The following is a 15847-nucleotide window of genomic DNA, read 5'->3' as shown; positions in this document are numbered from 1 at the left end:
GATGATAAAAACCTTTTTCCGGCTTGCTCCGGCGCTCTGCCTTTTACTGGCAGCCTGTACCTCCACAAAATCCGTTGTGCAGAAAAAAGACCCCGGACTATACCTGGATGCGCATGAATTGAGGGTAAAGATCCAGGACGGCTGGCTGACGGCGAAGACCATTTCAATCGGTGATTATTCCACTTCTTCCCGTACCAACGGCGTTGCCGCCAATACGCCTGCAAAGCAGTTCAGGAATGTTTCCGATGCGTTCTATTTCACCGTGAAAGCAACAGATGTGCAGGTGCCGGTACAGGTGCTGAGCACGCCGCGCATTACCTTTTCCAACCGGCCTATGCCGGAGCAGCTGGATGCGCTCGCGGGTGATGTGCCGCTGTGGTATTTTCATATCGGCGCAACGGTACTGGAACCCTTGAAGAGCTGGGAGCTGATCCTGAAACGCAGCATTTCTTTCCTGGAGCTGAATGAGAACAAACCGGCAGGCGTGCTTCGCTCCGCTTCCGATGAGATCCGCGTAACAGCGCATAACCGTTTCGGCATCAGGAACAGTTATGAAAATACCTGTTATGAATTTCAGTTGAGAGGAGTGCCGGTAGCTGCGGTAATGACCGGGGACAAACCGAGGGCATGGATACACCCGAAAGCCGATGCCGCGTTGCAGCAGACCCTGGTGGCTGCCATGCTGGCCATTGTTTTTAAAGGGTGATCTTACGTTGATGAAGCGGAGGCCCCGCGGTATGCTTTGTAAGCAGCACATATCTCCGCCACCGTATGTTCCAGTGGTCTGAACCGGAAATCAGGGAGCGCCTTCAATATCTTGTCGTGGCTGTAATACACTCTCAGTTGTGCGGTGCGGGCGGTCTCTTTTGTCAGCAGCGGACGTTTGCCCGTGATCATCCCTTTCAGTTTTGCCATCCGCCATACCAGTTCCGCCATCCAGGGTTTGGCGGCGATATGCGGCGGTTTTTTACCCAGTTCTTCCGCCATCTGGTTGAACAGCTGGCGGTAAGCCCAGTTCTCCGCGGAAAGAATGAACCGTTGCGCGGTAATGTCGCTGTTCATGAGGCGTAGCATTACATCCACCACATCGTGTACATCCACAAAGCCATTCACACCATCCGTATAGTAGGGGAATTCTTTCCAGGCGTTTTTCAGCATCATGCCTGAGCCGTCATGCCAGAAACCGCTGCCCAGGATGATGGACGGGTTGACGATCACGGCATCCAGCCCTTCTGCGATCCCCCGCCATATTTCCATTTCACTGAGGTGTTTGCTGATGGCGTAGTAGGAGTTGTTTTTGCTGTCTTCCCAGGTAGCGTCTTCCGAAATATCGGTCTGTTGCCTGGCGCGGCCAAGTGCGGCCACGGAGCTGACGTGCACGATCTTTTTTATGCCGTATTCCAGGGCAAGGTTCACCACATTCGCGGTGCCTTCCACATTGATCCGGAGCATCTCCGCTCTTTTGTCCGGCTGAAAGGACACGACGGCCGCGCAATGGTACACCTGTTCCACACCCTGCATGGCATCTTCCAGCGCGCCGGTATCCAGTACATCGCCCTGCACCCATTCCACCCCGTTTTTGATATCATTCACCTGTTCCGGTATTTGCCGGCGGTACAATGCCCTTACCGGCGTACCGGCCTGTACCAGTGAACGTAACAAATAGCTGCCAAGAAAACCCGAACCGCCGGTCACAAGGATCATGATGAATGCTGCGTTAGTGAAGGCACAAAGGTAGGAGATTCAAAGTGTTAATCAATATTCGTAAAAGCCTTTCCCGGTTTTGCGGCCAAGCTCTCCCCTGGCCACTTTATCGGCCTGCATCTGCCCGGGCCTGAAGCGCGGCGCTTTGTCGAATGCTTCATAAAGGGAGCAGGTAACGGCATAGTTGACATCATTGCCGATGAGGTCCATCAAGGCAAAGGGCCCCATCCTGAAGCCTGCGGATTCGAGCAGCCGGTCTGCCGTCCGGATATCGCATACGCCATCTTCCGCGATCTGCATCGCTTCGAGATAATAATGCCGGGCTACGCGGTTGACGATGAACCCCGGTGCGTCTTTTACATGCACGGGCGTTTTGCCCATCTGCTTTGCGAGTTCCGACAGTGATGCGGTGATGCTTTCATGGGTGGCTTTACCGCTGACGATCTCCACCAGCTGCATGAGATGCGCGGGGTTGAAGAAGTGCATGCCGGCCACGCGCGCAGGGTTGACGATCCCCTGTGCAATGGCGGAGACGGATAATGAAGAGGTATTGGTGGCAAAGATGGTATCGCTGTGATTGATCTCGGCCAGCTGGTTGAAGAGGGCGATCTTGGCCGGGATGCTTTCCACAATGGCTTCGATGATGACCTCCGCAATGCATTCCTGTGCATCGTTGACGGTCCTGATCCTGGACAATATTTCCGGTACCCGCTGTTCCTCCAGCCGGCCTTTTTTTACGGCGGTGCGGAGGTTATGGCTGATCTGGGCGATGCCATTGTCCAGCGCTTCCTGCCGGGTATCGAACAGCAAAGTATAGTATCCCGCGGTGGCGGAGACCTGTGCGATGCCTGCGCCCATAGTGCCCGCGCCGCAAACGGCAATTGTGTGGATCATCAGGTGGCCGGTTTTTTATATGGTTCCCTGGAACTGTTTCAGGAAACGGACATCGTTTTCCGAGAACAGCCGCAGGTCTTTGATCTGGTATTTGAGCATGGTGAGGCGTTCTATCCCGATACCGAACGCATAGCCGGTATATTTTGTGGAATCGATGCCGCAGTTTTCCAGGATCTGCGGATGTACCATGCCGCAGCCCAGTATTTCCACCCATCCGGTGTGTTTGCAAACGTTGCATCCTTCGCCGCCGCAGATCAGGCAGGAGATATCCATTTCCGCGCTTGGCTCGGTGAAGGGGAAGTAAGAGGGGCGGAACCGTACTTTGAAGTCTTTCCCGAACATTTCCTGCACGAAATAGTAGAGGGTTTGTTTGAGATCGGCGAAAGAAACGTTCTCCGCGATGTAAAGCCCTTCGATCTGGTGGAAGAAGCAATGCGCCCGGGCGCTGATGGTCTCGTTCCGGTACACCCTGCCGGGGCAGATGATGCGGATGGGGAGTTTGCCCTGCTCCATCACACGGGCCTGTACGGAGGAAGTGTGGGTGCGCAGCAGCCAGTCCGGATGATGATTCACATAGAACGTATCCTGCATGTCCCGGGCGGGATGGTTCTCGGCAAGGTTCAGCGCGGTGAAGTTATGCCAGTCGTCTTCGATCTCCGGGCCTTCCGCGATGGAGAAGCCCAGGCGTTCGAAAATGCGGATAGCTTTATTGCGGAGGATGCTGATGGGATGGCGGGTCCCCAGGCGGTGGGGTTCCCCGGGAAGGGTAAGGTCCAGTTCATGCCCGGCCGCTGCGTCATCATCCTTCAGTTGCTGAAATGCTTCGTAACGGCTTTCCGCCAGTTGCTTGAAGGCATTCAATACCTGCCCGAATTCCTTTTTCCGCTCATTCGGCACCGATTTCATTTCCCCGAACAGGGTTTTGACCAGGCCCTTGGTGCCCAGGAACCTGATGCGGTATTGTTCCAGCTCTTCTGCCGTCTTCGGCTCGAAGGCGGCGATCTCCTGTTTGTAGGCTTCTATTTGCTGCACGATCTGCTCCATAGGCAACAAAGATAACGTGCTATGGAGAAAAATGATTAAATTTTGGAGGATTTTGAGAGATGCACAACATTGCCATATCTTGCTGCTCATGCCTGTCGTGTACTATATTGTCCTTATCACCGCACTGTTGCTTTCTGCCTGGTTGTACCGGCAGATGATGCTTTATCGCCGCAAATACCGGGAAGAAGCTACGTTCAACTATTTTACCACCTCCCTTTTTGGAAAAAATACGGTGGATGACATCCTCTGGGATGTGGCCAAGAACTGCATTTCGCAGCTGCGGCTGGAGGATTGTGTGATCTATCTGCTGGATGAAGAACGGCAGGTGCTGGTGCAGAAGGCGGCTTACGGCCCCAAGAACCCCGTCCGTTTCGAGATACGGGACCCTATAGAGATACCGCTGGGGCGCGGGATCGTGGGTGCTGTTGCCCTGCATGGAAGAGCGGAGATCGTGGGGGATACGTCGCTGGACCAGCGGTATATTGTGGATGATGAAAGACGGTACTCGGAGATCACCATCCCCATTTATTATGCGAATAAGGTGATCGGTATCATCGACTCGGAGCATTCGCGGAAATATTTTTATACCGGCCGCCATCTGTCCATGCTGGAAAAGATCGCCGCCATCTGTTCTTCCAAGATCGGCCGTACGCTGATAGAAGAAAAAGCGCGGCGGCAGGAGCAGGAAGTGCAGCTGCTGCATAAACAACTGGCGGAGTTCCGGCTGGTGACCCTGAAAAGCCAGATGAACCCGCATTTCCTGTTCAACTGCCTTAACGGGATCTATCATTGTATCCTGTCTTCCGAAATCGATAAAGCTTCCGCATACCTTTCCAATTTCGCAAAGCTGTTAAGAATGGTGCTGCTGCATTCGGAAAAGAATTTCATTTCCCTGCGGGAAGAAGTGGAGCTGCTGGGGCATTACCTCCGGATAGAAGCGCTGCGCACCAGCAAACCTTTCGAGTTCAGCATCCTGATCGATGAGGGGATCGATCCCGATACGCATCATGTGCCGGGCATGCTCATCCAGCCATTCCTGGAGAATGCGATCTGGCATGGCCTGATGAACAAGGACGGGAACCGGAAACTACAGATCCACTGGCGGCGGCTGAAGGAAGAAGTGTTGCTTTGCGAGATACTGGATAACGGGGTGGGGCGGGACCAGGCGCTGCGCAAGCGGGAAGAAGGGCATGTTTCCAAAGGGATGAGCCTTTGCATGGAACGGGTTGACCTGTACAAGGCATTGTTTAACACCACTTTCAACATCCATATACATGATCTTTATGATGAGGACGGCGTACCGCAGGGAACGAAGGTGAATATTGCATTTGGCGCAGGCAGGGAAAACGGGTAGGAAAAATTTATGGAAAAGCGGGAAGGCTGCATCTCCATAGATAAACCTACGTTATGCACAAAAACGCTTATTTCCTGCTGGCGGCATGTCTGTTTGCCGGTGGCACGCTTTCGGCGCAGAAAAAGGAGCCTGCGCCGCCTGTTATTCGTAAGGACACACCTGCAAAGGGAAAGCAGGCCCCGGTGATCACAAAAGAGGAGTCTCCGCAATTGCCTCCGGTGATCCGTAAAGATGCGCCTGCTCCTTCCGTCGTTTCCGTGAAAGCGAAACCTGCCCCGGTGATCACAAAAGATCCGCCTGCTCCTTCCGTCGTTCCTGTAAAGAAATCCGCTCCGCCGGTACTTAAAAAAGACGCGCCCGCAAAGAAGATCGTGCCGGTAAACAAGGGCCATGTTCCGCCCCCGCCACCCCCGGTTGAGCCATCGAAGAAAGGTTAACGACCTCCCGTGATGTCGATAAAAGTGCCGGTGGAAAATGAAGATCCGTCGGACAGCAGCCACAGGATGGCTTCCGCTACTTCCTCCGGCTGTCCGCCGCGTTTCATGGGAATGGTATCCCTGATCCGGTCTACCCGCCCCGGTTCGCCGCCGCTGGCATGGATATCCGTGTAGATGAATCCGGGCCGGACGCCATTCACACGGATGCCTTCATCAGCCACCTCTTTGGAGAGGCCGGTAGTGAAGGCATCCATAGCGCCTTTGGAGGCAGCATAATCCACATACTCTCCGGGAGAACCGGTACGTGCCGCAATGGAAGATACGTTTACGATCGCGCCACCGGCTCCGCCATGTTTAACGGACATGCGGCGGATGGCTTCGCGCGCGCAGATGAAACAACTGATGACATTGGACCGTAATACCCGGCTTAGCCTTTCCGCATCGATGTTCTCCACGCGGGTCTGCTTTTCCAGGATGCCTACATTGTTTACTAGGGCATGCAGCGGGCCGATGCTGTCTACTTCCCTGAACATACGGCAAACATCCGCCTCGGAAGAAACATCTCCCTGTAAAAGAAATGCAGTGCCGCCCTTTGCGCGGATCGTTCCGGCTACCTGCTCGGCTGCCGTCTGGTTATGATGATAGTTGATGCAGACCCGGTATCCCCGTTCTGCTGCAAGAATGGCTGTGGCTGCGCCGATGCCGCGGCTGGCGCCGGTGATCAGGATCGTTTTCATCCGTTGTTTTATTTTTTAACGGGCCGGATGGAGCCTTGCATGGCTTCATCAGTTATAAGAAACGGTTGTGGTTACAGCCCTGGTGGATTTGATATAAGGGTTCATGCCGGCAATGCGGGCCAGCGCATTTGTGGAATCGATGGTGTAAGTGTATTTGTAGGCCAGTTCATGGCAGTCTTCCTTATAGAACAAAGGCATTGAGCCTTCTATGCGGATCTCTCCGGCGAGGAATTTCCTGGCAGCAAAACGCACCTCACCGTGAAGTTGTTTGCCGAAGAAAGTAATGGCAGTGACCGAGTCCCGCTCCGCCTGCTGAACAGCCTGCTCCTCCAGTGCGGAAGACCAGTCGACAGCATACTGGTAGAAAGGTGTTTCTTCCGTGCCGCCCAGGCTGCGCTTTCCCGGCAGGCTGTCTGTTAACCGGTATTGCAGCAGGCCTGCCTCCGCAAGCTGATCCAATACGGCTTCCACCTCGCGGGTGGACGAGGCCAGGTGTTTGTCCGGCACCGCGATAAAAGTTTCGGGAATGAGGGAGTCTTTTGCGCGTATGGCCGCAATGGCGTCTTTGCCTTCCAGTGAGATTGCCGGGCAGGATGATGTGCCGGAATTGCAGGCAAACATTGTACATATAATCATACAAAGGACAGTGGGCATAAGGAATTTCATCATAAAATAAATGTAAGGATTATTCAAATACCACAGTCTTATTCTCATACACGAAGAACTGAGAATCTGGGAATAAATTTCATTTCATTCAGGGAATACTTGGTTTAAAAGGGGGGAACTTATGACTTTTTAGGCTCTATGCCGGGTTTGGCCTTATCAATATGGGAAACTTACTTTTGAGAATTTGCTTTAAACCAAAAAATCATATCCAGTATTTTCAAATCGCTAACAGCGGAAATTTTTAGCGCATTTTCGGCATCAAGATTTCTTACAATGTCTTTGATCATAGCAAGTTTAGGGCGGTTATTTTTTATCCATGTAAGATAAGACTCATTTATCAGACAATATGAAAAAAAGAACCCTTCTTTTCTTAGCCCGAAGTATCGTTTAATTTGATTATCCATAGCAGAACAGCGTTTGGGATGGATTGTGTGACTGAGTTTTGTAAAGAAAGACATGAGATTCTTCCTTTTCACACACTCTTTCTCTGTAATCTTGGCCTGGTGAAAATATTTTTCATAAGCTTGAAAGGGACAGCTCCCTATCAACTTGATAATTTCGTTTTTCTTTCTTTCCAATTTATGTATAAATCCGCTATCCATATACTGTAAGCCATAGAGATGCCTGAAATCCGAGAAGAATTTTTTCTTGATCTCTATTGCCTCCTTTTTCCCTGTTATTTCCAGATATTTCTTGTGAAATCCCATTTTCTTTTTATTATCTATTAATCCTCTCTTGAAAACATCTCTTGAGAGGGATTTAATTGTTCTGTTGTTAATCACTTCGTCAATCTTCGAAGAAATTTCATTTTTTATTTTTTCCATGTATTCAGGGAGTAGTGAGGACATGTCTACTAAGTTTATTTTTCTACTTCTAGGAACAGAAATCGTCTATTCAATTATTCAAATACCACGGTTTTATTCTCATACACGAAAACCCGGTCTGTAAATACCAGTCTTAACGCCCTCGCAAGCACGGAAACTTCGATCTCCTGCCCTGCTTTCATCATCCCCGCCGCCGTGAAGGAATGGTTGACCGGGATCACCTGCTGCGCGATAATGGGGCCTTCATCCAGTTCATTCGTGACAAAATGGGAGGTGGCGCCGATGAGCTTCACCCCTCTTTCAAATGCCTGCCGGTAAGGATGCGCCCCGGCGAATGCAGGCAGGAAAGAATGATGTATGTTGATGATGCGGGTAGGATACTGCTTTACAAAGCCCGGGGAAAGTATGCGCATGAATTTGGCAAGCACGATATAATCCGGCTGATGCCCGTCAATAATCCTGATGATCTTTTCTTCGAATGCCTGCCGGTCATGTTCCTCATGAGATACGAGGTGGAACGGCACATCGAAGCGTGTACAGATGTTTTCCAGCACGTTGTGGTTGCCGATCACGCACTGTACGGATGCCCCCAGCGTTCCGAAATAGTTCCGCACCAGTATGTCCGCCAGGCAATGATATTCTTTGGTGACCATCACAATGATCTTTTTCTCAGGCCGGGGATCGATGGTGACCAGCGCATCCTGCGGTAACACGGATTTTATTTCCGTTTCCAGCACAGGCGCAGCTGTGTCGTTCTCTGTTTCGATGCGCATGAAAAAGCGGTTCTCCACTTTGTCCACATGCTCCCGGAGGGAGATGATATTGAGACCGTGCTTTGCGGTGATGCCGGAAATGGCGGCCACGAGGCCTACCCTGTCGATGGATTGAATGAGGATGATCATATCGGGAATGAAGATAGTGTTTTAGGAAATTAATCTACCGTGCTTTCATGGCTTTGATGATGTACCAGGTGGCGGGGAGCACGATCATGAAAGGAAGAGCGATCATGGACCACCATCCCAGCCCTTTGGATTGTCCGGTTGCCACGGCAATAGTGTCCCAGACGACCAGTAAAAAAACGAGGATGATGCCCAGTTTGAGGAAACGGAGCAGGCGTGTGGCGAGGGTGTATTGCTGCAGGGCGTTGGTGGCTGTTATTGCCCTGGGGTAGTTGAACAAATGCGGACGTTTGCCGAGGATGGTCATGCCGGCGAACAACAGCGTGCCGATGACGGGCAATACGAGCAGCGCCGCCTTGCCGCCGTAACGGTCCGGCTGGCCGGTGAAATTATAGTGGGTGGGAATGGTATCCGGCAGATTGGAATAGTGATAGATAGCGATGGCCCAGAGGGAGGTCAGCGCGATCCATCCTGCGGATTCAAGGAGCTGATCCAGGGTGTTGGGGGTGGGGTGGAGCTTTGGCTTTGTGTTCATGACGGGTAAAAACTGGATGTAAAATAATCACTTACCGGCAATAGGAAAAATAATCTAGATTTAGGGGTCAAAATGAAGATAAATGATAGAAAAGACCCTTACCCTGATGCTTTGCGCTGCTGCATGTTTGCCCGTGAAATCCCAGACCCTCCAGGAGGTGACCACTAATGGAAATCAAACCAATAAAAGTATCATCATCGACAACGGCAGCAGCAACGGAAGGATGACGTTGCTAAGCGAACAATCCATCACGAAAATTTTTGGAAATGCGACTGGTTCAACCACAACATTTCAACCACTGGCGCTTTTAGGCTCCCGCACCCTGATCGGCCCGGGGAACCAGGCAATTGTTGACGATGGCTCCAACACGTTGCAGGTGAATGGTACTTTCAGGGCAGGCGTGGGCAACAATTATTTTAGGTATAATGGGAGTTCAGATCTCTGGCTTCGTTTTGAAGACCGCGGTACTGGAGGAAGGGCTATGGTCCATGATGGAGGGAATGTATTGGGACTCAACTATGGCGGAGATTTTACCGGCGGTACCAAAATCGGGACAAAAGCATACTTCTCTGAAAACGGGAATTCTTACTTTATGGCCGGAAATGTTGGTATTGGAACAAACACCCCATTGTCTAAACTTCAGCTTGGTTCGTATGGAACTAATAACGCTTCCCATATCACTATCCCGGGGGTATATAATTTTGAAGTGATGAAGATCGGTCAGACGGGTAATGGGAATACGGTCATCGAAATGGTCAACCATGTTAGCATGACCCATTCATACGGCATCAAAATGGGAACGAATATAGACCAGCACGGAAGCGGGTTTTATATCCGTGCTGCCCCAATCGCATCCAGCTATGAAAATCTGACGTATGATGTTCCGGCGTTCTATATTAATACGTCAAGCCAGGTGGGCATCGGCACAACCAATACCGCAGGATACAAGCTGGCGGTGGCGGGAAATATGATCGCCGAAAAAGTAAAAGTGAAACTGAAAACCGGTTGGCCCGACTTTGTATTTGAAAATGGTTATAAGCTGCCGGACCTGCATGAGGTAGAAGAATTTATCAAAACAAACAAACACCTTCCCGAGGTTCCGACTGCTGCAGAGATATCGGCTGACGGGCTGGATCTGGGGAATAATCAGGCATTGTTGTTGAAAAAGATCGAAGAGTTGACTCTCTACCTTATAGATCAGCACAAATTATTAAAATCACAGCAGGAACAGATCAAGCTCCAGCAAGAGACAATATTAATGCTGGAATCGAGGATGGATACGTTATTGTCCGCCATCAGATGACAGCTGATTTATACCTGAGCGTGATGGCGCGGCGCCCAAAAAATTCTGAAAATGACAAGGGATATTCTGGCCATAAATGATTTTGTTGTACTGATAGAAGCCTCTGCATCCGAAGCAACGGTTGTAGAGAGATGCGGCTTCGACAGGCAGATCGTCTGCTTTTCTTTTTACGGCTCGGGGAATGTAGACTTAACGGTCAATTACGAAGGCGGGCCGCGCACTTATACCAATACCAAAGGGCTTGCGATTTCCTTTGCGGCCGACAAAGGCGTTGAGTTTGTACATACGATATCCGCCAGCCAGCCGCTGAACTGCATCTGTGTGTACGCTACCATTCCCAATCTGCTGAACCGCCCGGAATACGAAGTGGATACGTTCGTGACACATGTTCCGGAACTGCTGGAGCCGAAGGAAAGCTATGTGGAAGGCCCCGCTTTCTATATGTCCCCTGATATGCTCTCGGCGGTAGACAAGATCTTCAATACCCGTTATCAGGGCGCCACCCGCCTGATGTTCATCCGTAGCCAGGTCATGGAGCTGCTGTCCCATTTTTTTGCCATAGCCGCTGGTCAATGTCATATCAAACCATCCGGAGCGGCGGACAAGCTGTTCCAGGTAAAAGAGATACTGGACAGGAACATGGATGCCCCGCCATCGCTGCAGGAGCTTTCCCGTATGATCGGCCTTAACAGCTCCCGGCTGAAAAAGGATTTCAGGGAGATGTTCGGGATGCCCGTTTTCAAATATCTGCAGCAGGAACGCCTGGGCAAGGCGCATAGTTTGTTAACCACAACGGATAAAAGCATTCAGGAAGTAGCCTGGTTTGTGGGCTACGACAGTCTCAGTTCCTTTTCAAGCGCATTTCTCAAAAAATTCGGTATCCGCCCGAGCGAGGTCAGAAAAAAATCCTCCTGAACAAATCATCGTTCCTTTCGAACAACTGCAGGGCCGATAATACCGGTTACTTTGCGGTATTGTTCAAATTAAAATCCCGAAAAGATGGATATTATCAGAGCGGTGACATCCGGTGTCATGGTATGGATATTTGTATTCAGCACCTTCTTTGTATTAAGCCTGATCCCGGGCATTAATGCTTCGGAAACGCTGCAGTCCGTTATTGTTTGCATTATGTTGGTGCTGTATTCCTTCCTGGGCGCACGGTATTATTACCGCAAGGGCGCACAAACCAACGGGTTGGTTGCCGGCCTGCTGATGGCAGGCGTGATCCTGTTGCTGGATGCCGTTATTACGGTGCCGCTGGTCATTTATCCCGCTGGCGGGAATCATTTTACGTTCTTTACCAGCCTGATCTTATGGGTGCTGGTGTTGGAGCATTTGCTGGTGACCTTTCTGTATTGGAAGCTGAAGGTGCCGGCTTTGCGTTAGGTGTTGTGCAGGGTCGGTCCGGTGTGGCGTGAATGAGTCAGCAGGATTAACAGAGTGTGCTGAAGTGTGTCGGATGGATCAGCAGTATATCCGGCGGATAGTGGTAGGAACACTGAGGGGGCACCGGCCGGCGGCCGGAGGAAAGGTGGACTTATAGCGGTGGTGATCTTTTGTTGTGTTGAGGATGGGGAATTGAAGAGGGATGTCGTTTGGTGGTGTGATGCGCTTGTATGTCCATAATGGAGAACGCCCGCAGCGAAGGCCTGCGGGGGAATTTTCGGGTTACAGTATGTGTTTTCAGGATAGTTTGCTCACCAAAATGCAGTACTCAGGGCCGGGATAGTCTATTCCCTTTGTACGATGTGGATGGATTGTTCGCGGGAAGGATCGAACAGGGCATCCAGGCGCTGCCGTATAGCAATCTCTTTCGGGCATTCAGGTTTATGGAAGACCTGTTTAGTTTGCGGCTCCTGCACCGCTATGATATCCGCCGCTGCATATTTGCGGTTACCGGAAGGGTGCCCGTCCTTCAGGGCCCTGACCTGCAGGGTAACGACCAGCGTTCCTTTCCCCGGTGCATCTACAGATAATGCCGCCCCGGCAAAAGGCTCCCGGGTATCCAGGACAATAACGGCCGTTTCCGTATGCACTACTTTACGCTCTGCAAAGCTGATGCGGGCAGCGACCACTTTTACTTCCAGGGCGGTAAAGCCTTTGATCTCCTTCAGCGTTTGAGCCGGGATGTGGAGGATACCGTCTGCGGATAGCACAGGCGCTACACGGAAGAACTTGTCTATTCCCGTATAGCGGTTGAACTGGAAGCCAGCAATGGCCTCGGGGTTGTTATACCCGCCTTTGATAATAGCCTTATTCAACCGGTTAACCCGGCTGCCATCAGGCCGGATATCCACTTCCCCTGCAAAAGCGCTTCTGATAAGTCGCCCTTTCCTGCTGGCGGCGCCGAAGCGCTGTGCAGCCTGGCGGGTGGCTGAGGTCTGCCTGATGGTTTCAGGCATGCAGCGCATGAAATGTTTGCCGTTGCGGTTGTAACCGATCAGGTTACCTACTCTACCGGTAAAGGTGAGCAAAGATGTTTGTCTGCCCATGAGCAATTGTGTTGGTGAGATCTAAAAATAACGCAATCCGGGGAGGAAGGTTCACGGAGGAGTTGGAGAATATCTAAGGCCGGTGCGACGGGTGTTGGGAAACGTTCAATGAGCGCCTAATTCATATTGGACAATGACGAATGCCGCTATAACGGGTATTGGAGAATTTCGAAAAAAGATGAGTTTTTGGGCCTGATGGGATGCCTCTTCGTGAGAGGGGGCGAATTTGACCTGATGGAAAGTTAAGGCAGGTTTTTATTTTCGGTATTCATTGCTTCGGCCAGATATCTTTCCGTGAATTGCTGCAGCGCTTTTTGGATGGCTGTTTTTTGTCAAAAAAACATGTTGAATTGTCGCAATTCCAAACAACTTTTTATGGGTTTGGAGCATACGCCAGATATATCCCGGAAAGATCCTGAATAATAAGGATGCTGCTGATTTTATCATCCTTGAAATCAATTACCATGGCATAAGGGCTGCGTTGGGATTTCCCATTTTTGACTATCGTATAGGTATCATCTCCCAATACAATGACTTTGTTTTGATCAACGATAAATTCCATCGGCTTATTTTGGGAAAAAGATGCTACAGACGGCAAGACGGCATCAAAGTATTCCACAACTTTTATTTTGCCCCTAAACACACCACTGATCGGAGTTCCTTCAGGAATCGTTGCCCTGAATGTTACATCATCGTCCATCATATCCAGGAAACCACTCCAATCACCGGACACATCAGCCTTTACGAGGGCTTCTTTTATTTCCTGTCCAACGTTTTTCGTTTCAAATTCCTGATTCGATTTTTGTTCTGCCATATTGCAAGATATTAATAACAGGGAGAGGAAGAAAATGTGGTTTCACGAACTCAATTTTATGCACTTCCAGGCTGAACGTTTTTGGCTGCCCCGTTTCAATTAACATGATATGGATATGCTTATGGCCGGCTATATTGTCTTTATTGTTTTTCCACCAGCCGCCCTTCGATTGATATAGTCGACATCATCGGTAACTGCCTTAGATGAACTCACCCGCGCCCGGTTCCGGGGACAGGTCGGGTTGATCTTTCCGTGCCAGCCAGGAGTTGAAGACCGTATAGAAAACAGCGAGAATAATGGCTCCTTTGAACATGCCCGTGAAGCCCCAGGCCGCAAGCCCGCCAATTACGCCGATGAACAGCACAAGAAATGGCAACCGCCCCCCGCTTTTCGCGATCAGCACAGGTTTCAGTACCGCATCGATCAGCAGTACGAAGAGGCCGTAAGCTGCGGCAAAAACCGCTGTGCCGGTATGCCCTTCCACTGCCAGGATTACCACCAGCGGCAACCACACCAGCAAGGGTCCGACTTGTATGAGCACTAAAAAGAACACCAGCGCGCACAATACGATCTTGAAATGCAATCCCGCTATTACAAACCCGATCCATGAAATAAAGGCGGCGATAAAGGCCGTGCCCATCACGCCGATGGAAACACCTTTGATAGCGTGAGTGGTAGCATCCAGCAGGGCCAGGCCGTCGCGGCGGCCTAACAGGTGTTGCAGCGTGTTTTTGACCGGTCTCATCACCTTTTCCCCGCCCGCCAGCAGGATGGCTGAGATGATGATGCCAAGAACAATCTGCAGTGCGGTGCCCAATACGCCCGCCCCGCCGGTCAGGATGCGGTGCAGCACATGATGTATCTGTTGCTCATATCCCATGAGGGCCTCCTGTGGGTTTTCCTGCAAATGTTGCCAGAACGAAGCTACTGCACCTCCCGCAACCGGTATCTGCGCGACCTGCGGTGGCAAAGGTGGCAGGCCGTTTGCCTGGATATCCGCATAAAATTTCAGGATATCCTTCATATGCTTGCCCATGGCACTCACAACATACACCACCGGCAGCGCCACGACAATGATGAGGATAACGGCATACAGTATCGCGGCGAGTTTCCTTCCTCTCATTACATTCACCAGTCTTTCGTAAGGAACAGCGAAGGACACGGAGAAGATCAATGCGAAAGTGAATACACCGAAGAACACCTTCAACACGTCATACAACGCGAAGAGCAGGGCCAGCAGGAGCAGCAACACCAGGATAGTTTCGATGATGCCGCGGGAATTGGGGTGGTTTGTGCGCATGCAGTAAGGATTCGTAACTAAATGTAATGAATTTTGGGGATACACTACGGGGTTTGAGCCGTCGCCTGTTTTGCTGATTTGAATTTTTCCGTACTCAATTCCCCTTCGATTCTTTTCCAAACAGGAAGTAGACACGGACCTGTGAAATATTCAATTATGTCTACAAAGACGGCGCTACTTCTTGCAAATTTATTACATTAGCCGGGGGAAAACATGATGGCTGAATATTCCACGTACACGGACGAGGTATTGGTCCCTTTGCTGCAGAAAGGCGACAGGGAAGCTTATACGGAGATATACAACCGTTATCATGGCCTTCTGTATATATTTGCCTATAATCGTCTGAAAGACCGCGAGGAAGCCAAGGACATTGTTCATGAGCTGTTCTTCGGGCTCTGGGCCAATCATTCCCGGCTGGCGATCACCGGGCGTCTTTCCGTTTATCTGTACACAGCTGTCCGCAATCGCATCATCAACGCCATCGCCCATCAACAGGTCGCCTCCCGGTACATTGATTCCTTTCTTTCCTTTCTCGGACAGGCCGATCATCAGTCCGCCGACTACCTGGCACGTTATAATGATCTTCAAACATTCATTCAGCGGGAGATCAGCAACCTTCAGCCCCGCACCCGCGAGATATTCGAACTTAGCCGGCAAAGCTCGCTTACACGCCGGGAGATCGCCGAAAAGCTGGGCATCTCCGAGGAAACGGTAAAAAGCCATATGCACACCGCGCTAAAGTTGCTGAAGACAAGGCTCGGCAACCTGTTTTTCATGGTATTCTGATTTTTTTTTAGAAAACACTCACCCCTGGGCCTCACCTGGCTGTCTTATTTGTATCAAA

The 15847-nt window shown here is 50.8% G+C and carries 18 protein-coding genes; 7 read left to right on the top strand and 11 right to left on the bottom strand.

From position 1 onward, the window contains the following. Position 1: 1 nt before the first annotated feature. Positions 2 to 706 (top strand): hypothetical protein, encoded by a 705-nt coding sequence (locus FW415_RS03785; protein ID WP_148382959.1) that lies wholly within the window; start codon positions 2 to 4, stop codon positions 704 to 706. Between the two features lie 2 nt (positions 707 to 708). Here the strand turns inward: FW415_RS03785 and FW415_RS03780 are convergent, their stop codons facing one another. From FW415_RS03780 to pheS, 3 genes are read right to left on the bottom strand one after another with little or no spacing between them, the layout of a single operon-like run. Beyond that, positions 709 to 1704, bottom strand: a complete 996-nt coding sequence (locus FW415_RS03780; protein ID WP_148382958.1) for an NAD-dependent epimerase/dehydratase family protein — start codon at positions 1702 to 1704, stop codon at positions 709 to 711. 51 nt (positions 1705 to 1755) lie between these two features. Further along, positions 1756 to 2598: a 3-hydroxyacyl-CoA dehydrogenase family protein gene (locus tag FW415_RS03775; RefSeq protein ID WP_148382957.1), complete on the bottom strand. Its 843-nt coding sequence runs from the start codon at positions 2596 to 2598 to the stop codon at positions 1756 to 1758. Positions 2599 to 2613: 15 nt separating this feature from the next. Continuing rightward, entirely contained in the window at positions 2614 to 3648 is a 1035-nt protein-coding gene (pheS, locus tag FW415_RS03770) for a phenylalanine--tRNA ligase subunit alpha (RefSeq protein ID WP_371417056.1), read from the bottom strand. Between the two features lie 46 nt (positions 3649 to 3694). Here pheS and FW415_RS03765 point away from each other — a divergent pair, with 46 nt between their 5' ends. Then, positions 3695 to 4996, top strand: a complete 1302-nt coding sequence (locus FW415_RS03765) for a histidine kinase (RefSeq protein ID WP_168208653.1) — start codon at positions 3695 to 3697, stop codon at positions 4994 to 4996. A 53-nt stretch (positions 4997 to 5049) separates the two neighbouring features. Then, on the top strand, positions 5050 to 5433 hold the full coding sequence (locus FW415_RS03760; RefSeq protein ID WP_148382954.1) for a hypothetical protein: 384 nt from the start codon (positions 5050 to 5052) through the stop codon (positions 5431 to 5433). Here FW415_RS03760 and FW415_RS03755 read toward each other — a convergent pair. The 5 genes from FW415_RS03755 to FW415_RS03735 all read right to left on the bottom strand — a co-directional run bounded on the left by FW415_RS03755 (position 5430) and on the right by FW415_RS03735 (position 9094). Then, complete coding sequence (locus tag FW415_RS03755; protein ID WP_148382953.1) at positions 5430 to 6170, bottom strand: SDR family oxidoreductase; 741 nt, start codon at positions 6168 to 6170, stop codon at positions 5430 to 5432. The two genes, FW415_RS03760 and FW415_RS03755, sit on opposite strands and share 4 nt — an antisense overlap. A 48-nt stretch (positions 6171 to 6218) precedes the next feature. Further along, entirely contained in the window at positions 6219 to 6806 is a 588-nt protein-coding gene (locus FW415_RS03750) for a hypothetical protein (RefSeq protein ID WP_148382952.1), read from the bottom strand. A 200-nt stretch (positions 6807 to 7006) separates the two neighbouring features. After that, positions 7007 to 7684 carry a hypothetical protein gene (locus FW415_RS03745; protein WP_148382951.1) on the bottom strand — a complete coding sequence of 226 codons (678 nt, stop codon included), beginning with the start codon at positions 7682 to 7684 and terminating at the stop codon, positions 7007 to 7009. Between the two features lie 50 nt (positions 7685 to 7734). Beyond that, positions 7735 to 8562, bottom strand: coding sequence for a formyltetrahydrofolate deformylase (gene purU, locus FW415_RS03740; protein WP_148382950.1), 828 nt, complete (start codon positions 8560 to 8562; stop codon positions 7735 to 7737). Positions 8563 to 8596: 34 nt separating this feature from the next. Continuing rightward, positions 8597 to 9094 carry a DUF1648 domain-containing protein gene (locus FW415_RS03735; RefSeq protein WP_148382949.1) on the bottom strand — a complete coding sequence of 166 codons (498 nt, stop codon included), beginning with the start codon at positions 9092 to 9094 and terminating at the stop codon, positions 8597 to 8599. A gap of 82 nt (positions 9095 to 9176) precedes the next feature. On the opposite strand from FW415_RS03735, the gene FW415_RS03730 reads away from it, so the two are divergent. The 3 genes from FW415_RS03730 to FW415_RS03720 all read left to right on the top strand — a co-directional run bounded on the left by FW415_RS03730 (position 9177) and on the right by FW415_RS03720 (position 11783). Continuing rightward, positions 9177 to 10397 carry a hypothetical protein gene (locus tag FW415_RS03730; protein WP_148382948.1) on the top strand — a complete coding sequence of 407 codons (1221 nt, stop codon included), beginning with the start codon at positions 9177 to 9179 and terminating at the stop codon, positions 10395 to 10397. A gap of 51 nt (positions 10398 to 10448) precedes the next feature. Next, positions 10449 to 11312, top strand: a complete 864-nt coding sequence (locus FW415_RS03725; protein WP_148382947.1) for an AraC family transcriptional regulator — start codon at positions 10449 to 10451, stop codon at positions 11310 to 11312. An 84-nt stretch (positions 11313 to 11396) separates the two neighbouring features. Further along, positions 11397 to 11783, top strand: a complete 387-nt coding sequence (locus FW415_RS03720; RefSeq protein WP_148382946.1) for a DUF5367 family protein — start codon at positions 11397 to 11399, stop codon at positions 11781 to 11783. 344 nt (positions 11784 to 12127) lie between these two features. On the opposite strand, the gene FW415_RS03715 is transcribed toward FW415_RS03720, so the two are convergent. The 3 genes from FW415_RS03715 to FW415_RS03705 all read right to left on the bottom strand — a co-directional run bounded on the left by FW415_RS03715 (position 12128) and on the right by FW415_RS03705 (position 15003). Continuing rightward, positions 12128 to 12889, bottom strand: a complete 762-nt coding sequence (locus FW415_RS03715; RefSeq protein ID WP_148382945.1) for a hypothetical protein — start codon at positions 12887 to 12889, stop codon at positions 12128 to 12130. A gap of 373 nt (positions 12890 to 13262) precedes the next feature. Further along, positions 13263 to 13703, bottom strand: coding sequence for a nuclear transport factor 2 family protein (locus FW415_RS03710; RefSeq protein ID WP_148382944.1), 441 nt, complete (start codon positions 13701 to 13703; stop codon positions 13263 to 13265). 199 nt (positions 13704 to 13902) lie between these two features. Next, entirely contained in the window at positions 13903 to 15003 is a 1101-nt protein-coding gene (locus FW415_RS03705; protein ID WP_148382943.1) for an AI-2E family transporter, read from the bottom strand. A gap of 213 nt (positions 15004 to 15216) precedes the next feature. Here FW415_RS03705 and FW415_RS03700 point away from each other — a divergent pair, with 213 nt between their 5' ends. Then, complete coding sequence (locus FW415_RS03700; RefSeq protein ID WP_210420826.1) at positions 15217 to 15789, top strand: RNA polymerase sigma factor; 573 nt, start codon at positions 15217 to 15219, stop codon at positions 15787 to 15789. Positions 15790 to 15847: the final 58 nt, after the last annotated feature.

The sequence above is a fragment of the Chitinophaga sp. XS-30 genome, assembly GCF_008086345.1.
In the GTDB taxonomy this organism is placed as follows: Bacteria; Bacteroidota; Bacteroidia; order Chitinophagales; family Chitinophagaceae; genus Chitinophaga.
This window is presented reverse-complemented; position numbering and strand designations above follow the sequence as displayed.